Origin of the sequence: Mycobacterium sp. (assembly GCF_032161845.1) — a bacterium.
Classification (GTDB): Bacteria; Actinomycetota; Actinomycetes; order Mycobacteriales; family Mycobacteriaceae; genus Mycobacterium.
On the sequence record NZ_JAVRQA010000164.1, the window covers coordinates 1 to 8255 of the forward strand.

Sequence of the window (8255 nt, forward strand, 5' to 3'; positions counted from 1 at the left end):
CGACGCCGCCCACCTCGGGCATGTGCCGGTACACGTAGGCGTGGGCCGCGGTGTCCGAGGACGGATTGAGCGCACCGTCGACGAGGTTGCCGTACAGGTCGCAAACCACCATGTCGTCGGCCGTCATCGAGTCGTAATCCAAACCAGAGGGTTTGATCACCATCAGGTCGCTGTCGGGCACCCTGGCCGAGACGTTGCCCGCCGTCCAGATGACCAAATCATAGTGGGTCAGTTGGGCGTGGAGGTCGCAGACCTCGCGACGCAACCGGGAGATGACGCGATTCGTGTCGGACGTGATGGTCATCGCGACGCCCCCACCGCGTCGTGCGACCCGATGCGACGCAGCCGCCGCATCATGTCGTTGCCCCGACCGAACCAGTCGTACAGCTCCACGTACTCGCGGTAGAGCCGGTCATAGGCGGCGACGTTCTCGGGAATCGGGTGGTAGGCGTCCCTGGTTCGTCTGCCCATTTGCTTGGCGGCAGCGCGGACGTCACTGAATGCGCCTGCGGCCGTGGCGGCGTGGATCGCCGCACCCAGGGCCGGCGCCTGCGTCGACGGCACGGTCGAGAGCGGCAGGCCCACGGCGTCGGCGTAGATCTGCATGAGCAGGTGGTTCTTCAGCAGTCCGCCTGCCACCACCAGCTCATTGACGGGAACCCCGCTGTTGACGAATGTCTCGACGATCATCCGCGTGCCGAACGCCGTGGCCTCCAGAAGCGCCCGGTACTGGTCGACACAGGACGTCTCCAACGTCTGTCCGACCATCACACCGGAGAGTTCGTGGTCGACGAGCACCGAACGGTTCCCACTGTGCCAGTCCAGGGCGACGAGACCGTGCTCGCCGACCTGCTGGCGGGCGGCCAGCTCGGTGAGGTGCTCGTGCAACGACACGCCGCTCCTGCGGGCCTCGACGTGGTAGCTCTCCGGGACGGAGTTGTCGACGAACCAGGCAAAGATGTCGCCGACGCCGGACTGGCCGGCTTCGTATCCCCAGCTGCCGCCGAGGATGCCGCCGTCGACCACGCCGCACATTCCGGGAACTTCGCGCAGCACATCGGAATTCATCACATGGCAGGTCGACGTTCCCATGATCGCGACCAGCTGTCCCGATTCCAGTGCGTCCGCCGCGGCCACGGTGACGTGGGCATCGACGTTGCCGACGGCGACCGCGATTCCCTCTGGGAGACCCGTCCATGCGGCGGCCTGTGCGGTCAGCGATCCAGCGCGGTCACCGAGCTGGCCCAGCGGATGGTCCAGTTTCTCGCTGACGAAGTCGGCGAAGTCGGGGTGCACCGCGGCGAGGAACTCCCGGGACGGATACTGGCCGTCCTGGCGGATGCCCTTGTAGCCCGCGGTGCACGCGTTGCGGACGTAGGTGCCAGACAGTTGCCACACGATCCAGTCGGCGGCCTCGACCCAGCGATCGATCGCTTGGTACACCTGCTGGTCTTCCTGCAGGATCTCCAACGCCTTCGCGAACTCCCATTCGCTGGAGATCAATCCGCCGTAGCGGGGTAGCCACGGCTCCCCGCGTTGGGCGGCAACGGCGTTGATGCGATCGGCCTGAGGTTGCGGGGAATGGTGCCGCCACAGTTTGGCGTAGGCGTGCGGCCGCCCCGCGAACTGTTCGAGTTCGCACAGCGGGGTCCCGTCACTGCGCACCGGCACCATCGTGCAGGCGGTGAAGTCGGTGCCGATGCCGATGACGTCGGCCGGGTCGATGCCCGCCTTCGCGACTGCCTCGGGGACGGCGGTGCGCAGCACGTTGACGTAGTCGGCGGGTACCTGCAACGCCCATTGGTGGGGCAACCGGACGCCGCCGTTGGGCAGGGCGTCGGTGAGGACGCCGTGCTCGTAGGCGTGTTCGGCGCTGGCCAGCTCGTGGCCGTCGCCGACCCGCACAACGAGGGCGCGGCCGGACAGGGTGCCGAAATCGACACCGATGGTGTACTTCTCGCCGGTCATGGCGTCTCCTGGGGCGGTGCGGTGCTGTCGCGGATGATCAGTTCGGGGGGAAGGAGTGGCATGTTGGTGGCCAATCCGCTCAACGTGGCCGTCACCAGATCGATGGCGCGCTGGCCGATGGCTTGGAAGTCCTGCCGCACGGTGGTGAGCGCGGGGTTGAGATAGCCGGCTTCGGGGATGTCGTCGAATCCGACGACACTGATGTCAGACGGGACCTGCACACCCGCCTCTGCGAACGCGTGCAGGACGCCGATGGCCATCTGATCGTTGGCGACGAACACCGCTGTGGTACTTCCCCTTCGGGTCAGTTCACGACCGATCCGGTAGCCGCTCGCCGGACTCCAGTCCCCCTCCCAGAGCTCCCCAGGGACCAGCCCGGCCTCCCGCATGGCCGCCTCGTAACCGGTGCGGCGCCCCTTGGCCTCGGTGTAGGTCATCGGGCCCGCGACGTGGTCGATGGCCCGATGCCCGAGGTCGATGAGGTGCCGCGTGGCCTGGCGTGCCCCGTCGATCTGGTCGACGCCGACACTGAGTCCCTGCCCCGAGAGATCTCCCTCAACCACGATCAGGGGCAGTCCGGCATTGGTGGAGTGCACCACCGCGAGCGCGTCCTCCTGCGTGGCGATCATCACGATCGCCTCGACCGATTGGCGCGCAAGGTGATCCAGCGCGTCGCGCAGCTCCTCGAGCGTCACCTCCGCCAGCGGCACCAGGCTGGAGAAGTAGCCCGCCGCGCGGGCGGCTTCCTGCACGGTGCGCTGGATGGTCGACGGCCCGTAGAGCCCGCTGTTGGACCCGACGATCCCGATGATCCCCGACCGGCGCGTCACCAGGGCGCGCGCCGCCGTGTTCGGCCGGTAACCGAGTGCTTCGATGGCCTGCTCGACGCGCGCCTTCGTCTCTGGCCGAATGCTGGACGCGCCGTTGATCACCCGCGACACCGTCTGGTGGCTCACGCCTGCGAGCTTCGCGACGTCGGCCATCACTGGTTTTTGTGCCATGGGTGGGACTGCGTGTTCGCTCATCCGGGCTTCCTCACCAATACCCGCTGAACCAAGACGAACACCAAGAGCAGCACGCCCGTCATGATCCTGGTCCAGTACGAGTCGAGATTGGCCGCGGTGACGAAGGTTTGGATGGTGCCGAGTACCAGCACGCCGATCACCGAGCCGAGAACGAAACCCACCCCGCCGGAGAGCAGTACGCCGCCGATGACCGCGGCAGCGATCGCGTCGAGCTCAAGACCGATGCCGTTGAGGCTGTATCCGGAGAGCTTCTGTACCGCGAGGAGCAATCCGGCCAGTGACGCGCAGAGCCCGCTGATCGCGTACACCGAGACCCTGGCCCTCGAGGCCTTGAGCCCCATCAGCTGAGCCGATTGCCGATTGCCGCCGATGGCGTACACCGTTCTGCCGAAACGGGTTTGGTGCAGAACGAAGGCGGCCACCACCACGACGACGAGGGCGATCACCACCGTCCACCGAATGAACTTGTCCTCGTAGAGGTAGACGTAGTGCAATCCGAGTTCGCGCAGCGTCGGATCCTTGATCGGCAGCGTGTCGACACTGATCACGTAGCACAGCCCGCGGGCCAGGAACATCCCGGCGAGGGTGGCGATGAACGGCTGCACGTCGAAGTATTCGATGACCAGACCCATCAGCAGGCCGAGGGCCGGGCCCACGATCAGCACCGTGAGAACGGCCAGCGGCATGGGCCAGCCGGCGCGCAGAGTGGTGGCGACGATGACGGTGGACAGCGCGACGACGGACCCGACGCTGAGGTCGATGCCGCCGGTGAGGATGACGAACGTCATTCCGACGGCGAGGACGATCAGGTAGGCGTTGTCCACCAAGAGGTTCAGGAAGACCTGGGTCGGGCTGGCGAAGTCATAGCGGACGACCACCACGGTGAACATCACCACGAACAGCACCAGCGAGGCCAGCGGTGACAGGTAGCGGCCGCGCGCACGCCTGCCGAGGTCGGCGACGTCGAACCGGGGTCGGGTCGGGGTACTGGTGCTCATTTCGTCACCATCTCCGAGGTCGGCGGCACGGGTACCGAAAGGGACTGCACGGGTGCGTCCGGCGTCGGCGCGGTTGGCGTCGGTGTGCGTCGCTTGCGTGCCAGCAGGGCGCGGAACTTGGGTGCCTGCAACAGACACACCGCAATCACCACCAGCGCCTTGAACACCAAGGTCAGCTCCGGCCTGATCCCCGCGGTGTACACCGTCGTCGTCAGGGTCTGAATGATCAAGGCGCCGAGGATGGTTCCGGTCAGGCTGAACCGTCCGCCCAGCAGCGATGTGCCACCGATGACCACCGCCAGGATGGCGTCCAGCTCGATCCACAGCCCGGCATTGTTGGCGTCGGCGGCGGAGATGTTCGACGCGATCATCAGGCCGGCGATTCCGGCGCACAGCGCACTGAAGACATACACGGCGAAGACGATGGTGCGGTAACGCACTCCGGCGAGCCGGCTGGCGACTGGGTTGATGCCGACCGATTCCAGCAGCATGCCCAACGCGGTGCGCCGGGTCAGCAGACCCACCAGCGCGAACACCGTCAGGCTCACCAGGATCGCCACCGGCAGTCCGAAGACGAACCCGGCGCCGAGGATCTTGAACGGCGCGCTTGCGGTGGTGACGATCTGACCGTCGGTGATGAACAGCGCGATGCCGCGGCCCGCTGTCATCAGGACCAGGGTGGCGATGATCGGCTGAACTCCGAAGACCGACACCAGCATTCCGTTCCACAGGCCGAGGCCGACGGCGGCGCCCATGGCGATGCCCATGGCGGTGATCACGGTGCCGGCGCTCGCCGGGTCGGCGGAGCCGGCGATGTGGGCGCACGCGAGCGCACCGCTGACGGCGACGACGGCGCCGACGGACAGGTCGATGCCGCGCGACGCGATGACCAGTGTCATGCCGAGGGCCACCAGCATCGTGGGGGCGCCATTGCGCAGGATGTCGATCAGGCTGCCGAACAGGTGGCCGTCCTGCACGCGAATGCTCAGAAACGTCGGCGTGAGAATGACATTGACGACGAGCAGCGCGACGAGCGCCAGGCACGGCCAGAGCAGTGGCGATGCGCCGATTCGCTTGATCACGGTTGCGTCCCTCCCGCGATGAGGGCCGTCAGTTCCTTAACCGAGCAGTCCGAGCCGACCTCGGCGATGCACTGCCCGTCGCGCAGCACGGCGATCCGGTCGCTGATCCGGGATACCTCGTCGAGTTCTGCGGAGATGAAGACCACGCCCATGCCCTGGGCGGCCAGGTCGGCGACGAGTTTCTGGATCTGCGCCTTCGCGCCGACGTCGATGCCTCTGGTGGGTTCGTCGAGGATGATGAGCTGCGGCTCGGTGATGAGCCAGCGCGCCAGCAGCACCTTCTGCTGGTTGCCGCCGCTGAGGTTCTTCACCATCGCCCCTGGGTTGCGCGGCCGGATGTCGAGGGCCTCCATGTAGCGACCCACCACGTCGTCCTTGATCTTCTTCGACAGTGGACGGGCGAAGCCGCGGCGGGCCTGCAGCGCCAGCACCAGGTTGTCGCGAACGCTCAGGTCACCGATGATGCCTTCGGCCTTGCGGTCTTCTGAGGAGAAGGCGAATCCCTTGGCGATGGCGGCGCGCGGCGACCGGATGGCGGTCGGCTTTCCGCCGACCTCGAACTGCCCACTGGTCGCGCGGTCGGCTCCAAAGATCAGCCGCGCCAACTCGGTTCGGCCGGAGCCGAGCAGCCCCGCCAGTCCCACCACCTCCCCGCGGTGGACGTCGAGGTCGGTGGGATGCACCCGGGGCGGGCGACCGATGCCCTTGGCGCGCAGGACGGGCTCCCCCGCCTGCGGGTCGGTCTTCGCGACGGTGTCCGCGATCTCCTCCAGCAGGTCGAGCTCGTGACCAAGCATCGCGGCGATCAGCTTCACCCGGTCCAGCGTGGCCGTCTGGTATTCGCCGACCAGACGGCCGTTGCGTAGCACCGTCATTCGATCGGAGATCTGATAGACCTGGTCGAGGAAGTGCGACACGAACAGGATGGCCGTGCCCCCGTCGCGCAGGCGCCGCATCACCCGGAACAACTCGGCGACCTCGTCGGTGTCGAGGCTGGAGGTGGGTTCGTCGAGGATGAGCACCCGCGCGGAGATGGCCGTTGCGCGGGCGATGGCGACGAGCTGCTGGACGGCGATCGGGTGGTCGCCGAGGGTGGAGCTTGGGTCGATGGTCAGCTCGATCTCGGCCAGTAGTTCCTTGGCTCGACGGTTCATCGCGCGGTAGTCGATGCGTCCAAGGCGGCGCGGCTCGCGGCCAAGCAGAATGTTCTCGGCCACAGTCAGATTGGGGCAGAGGTTGACCTCTTGGTACACCGTGCTGATGCCTGCGTCCTGCGCCTGCCTCGGGCTGCTGAACCGCTGCTCGGTGCCGCCGACGGTGATGCTGCCCGAGTCGATGTCATAGACCCCGGTGAGCGCCTTGATCAACGTCGACTTGCCTGCGCCGTTTTCCCCCATCAGCGCGTGGACTTCGCCTGGCAGCAAGCGGAAGTCGACGCCGTCGAGCGCCTTGACGCCGGGAAAGTCGATGGTGACGTCCTGCATGCGGACCACCGGGGCGTCGGAAGTCTCCGTGTGTGGTGTGGTCATCGAAGATCCTTCGCTGGTAGCCGATGCCGCCCGGGGGTTTGGGGGGGTTTCCGGGTGGCCCTGGGGGGAGGGGGCCCGGCGCCCGGGCGGCATCGACGGTCTTGGGCGTCAGTACTTGCGTTCGGGAAGTACTTTCGCGGCCTGCTGCTGATCGAAGGTCTGGTCGGGAGTGACGATGCGGGCAGGCACCGACTCACCGGCGGCGACCTTCTTGGCGATGTCCATCAGCTGCGGCCCGAGCAGCGGGTTGCACTCGACGAGGAAGTTGAACTTGCCGTCGGCGAGGGCCTGCATGCCGTCGTGCGTCGCGTCGACCGCGACGATCTTGATGTCCTGCCCCGGCTTGAGCCCGGCCGCCTCGATGGCTTCCATGGCGCCGAGGCCCATGTCGTCGTTCTGCGCGAACACCACGTCGATCTTCGGGTTGGCCTTCAGGAATGCCTCCATCACCTGCTTGCCACCCGAGCGGGTGAAGTCACCACTCTGGGTAGCGACGATCTTCAGGTTGGGGTTGGCGCCGATGCCCTTGGCGAAGCCGGACGTGCGCTCGAGTGCCGGGTCGGATCCGGTGGTGCCTTCGAGTTGGACGATGTTGACCGGGCCGGGTGCCGATGCGTACTGCTTGACCACCCAGTCGCCGGCCCACTGGCCCTCCTGGACGAAGTCCGCGCCGATGAAGGTCTTGTAGACGTCCTTCTCCTGGGTGTCGACCGCGCGGTCGGTGAGGATGACCGGGATGCCTGCGTTCTTGGCTTCGAGGAGCACGGCGTCCCAACCGGTGCGTACCACCGGGCTGAAGGCGATGACCTTGACGCGCTGCTGCACGAAGGAGCGGATCGCGGAGATCTGGTTCTCCTGCTCGCCTCCTGCATCGGAGAACTTCAGGTCGACGCCCGCGGCCTGGGCGGCTTCCTGGATGGATTTCGTGTTGGCGGTGCGCCAGCCACTCTCCGCGCCCACCTGGGAGAACCCCATGGTCAGCTTCCCGTCGCTGGACCCGCCGCCGGATGGCGCTTGTCCGCTACCGCACGCGGCCAACACGCCGACGGTGACCAGGCTTATCGCCGCAGTTAGAACCCTTTTCACGACAGCTCCTTTGGTGTCTCGGCTCGGTGTGACCCGCGTTACACCGTCGAATGTTAACGCTCACATTTTCGGAATGTCAACCGGTGTGAGCGTTAACATTCGGCCGTCGATGCCCTTGACAAATGCGTGAGCCGCGTCACATCATCGACGTTTGTTAGCGCTAACATCACGCACGGTCCGAGGCGCGAGTACGCGCTGGGACGAAAATCAACCGGAGGATTTCATGCGCAAGGGCTTCATTCGAGCGATGGGCGCGCTGGCCATCGCAGCCGCATTGACGACCGCAGGATGCGGTCGCTCGACGGCACCCGAGGCCGCCGGCCCCAGCGGCGCCGGAGGTGAACGGACCGGGACGGTGGGCATCGCGATGCCGACGAAGTCGTCGGAACGCTGGGTCGCCGACGGCAACAACATGGCCGAGCAGTTCAAGAAGCTCGGCTACGACACCGACCTTCAGTACGGGGACGACGTGGTGCAGAACCAGGTGTCCCAGATCGAGAACATGATCACCAAGGGCGTCAAGGTGTTGGTCATCGCACCGATCGACAGCTCCTCGCTGACCGACAT

Annotated in this window: 8 protein-coding genes; 1 reads left to right on the plus strand and 7 read right to left on the minus strand. The window is 66.5% G+C overall.

Annotation, left to right across the window (positions count from 1 at the left end):
- From QOD90_RS09430 to QOD90_RS09460, 7 genes are all read right to left on the minus strand, one after another.
- Positions 1-304: class II aldolase/adducin family protein (locus tag QOD90_RS09430; protein ID WP_526348943.1), on the minus strand; the 304-nt coding region annotated here is incomplete at its 3' end.
- On the minus strand, positions 301-1968 hold the full coding sequence (araB, locus tag QOD90_RS09435) for a ribulokinase (protein ID WP_526348945.1): 1668 nt from the start codon (positions 1966-1968) through the stop codon (positions 301-303). The genes araB and QOD90_RS09430, both read right to left, overlap by 4 nt.
- Positions 1965-2969 carry a LacI family DNA-binding transcriptional regulator gene (locus QOD90_RS09440; protein WP_526348947.1) on the minus strand — a complete coding sequence of 335 codons (1005 nt, stop codon included), beginning with the start codon at positions 2967-2969 and terminating at the stop codon, positions 1965-1967. The genes araB and QOD90_RS09440 overlap by 4 nt, the downstream gene beginning before the upstream one ends.
- Before the next feature lie 20 nt (positions 2970-2989).
- Positions 2990-3991, minus strand: coding sequence for an ABC transporter permease (locus QOD90_RS09445; protein ID WP_526348949.1), 1002 nt, complete (start codon positions 3989-3991; stop codon positions 2990-2992).
- Positions 3988-5073: an ABC transporter permease gene (locus QOD90_RS09450; RefSeq protein ID WP_526348951.1), complete on the minus strand. Its 1086-nt coding sequence runs from the start codon at positions 5071-5073 to the stop codon at positions 3988-3990. Before QOD90_RS09450 ends, QOD90_RS09445 begins: the two co-directional genes overlap by 4 nt.
- On the minus strand, positions 5070-6602 hold the full coding sequence (locus QOD90_RS09455; protein WP_526348953.1) for a sugar ABC transporter ATP-binding protein: 1533 nt from the start codon (positions 6600-6602) through the stop codon (positions 5070-5072). Before QOD90_RS09455 ends, QOD90_RS09450 begins: the two co-directional genes overlap by 4 nt.
- A gap of 108 nt (positions 6603-6710) precedes the next feature.
- Positions 6711-7688: an ABC transporter substrate-binding protein gene (locus QOD90_RS09460; RefSeq protein WP_526348955.1), complete on the minus strand. Its 978-nt coding sequence runs from the start codon at positions 7686-7688 to the stop codon at positions 6711-6713.
- A gap of 223 nt (positions 7689-7911) precedes the next feature.
- Between QOD90_RS09460 and QOD90_RS09465 the strand changes: the two genes are divergently transcribed.
- Positions 7912-8255, plus strand: a 344-nt coding sequence (locus tag QOD90_RS09465) for a substrate-binding domain-containing protein (RefSeq protein ID WP_526348957.1), incomplete at its 3' end; no start/stop codon positions are given.

What these genes read in the sequence shown, in the direction of transcription:
- araB (WP_526348945.1), bottom strand. Translation starts at nt 1,968, where the DNA reads ATGACCGGCGAGAAGTACACCATCGGTGTCGATTTCGGCACCCTGTCC.
- QOD90_RS09440 (WP_526348947.1), bottom strand. Translation starts at nt 2,969, where the DNA reads ATGGCACAAAAACCAGTGATGGCCGACGTCGCGAAGCTCGCAGGCGTG.
- QOD90_RS09445 (WP_526348949.1), bottom strand. Translation starts at nt 3,991, where the DNA reads ATGAGCACCAGTACCCCGACCCGACCCCGGTTCGACGTCGCCGACCTC.
- QOD90_RS09455 (WP_526348953.1), bottom strand. Translation starts at nt 6,602, where the DNA reads ATGACCACACCACACACGGAGACTTCCGACGCCCCGGTGGTCCGCATG.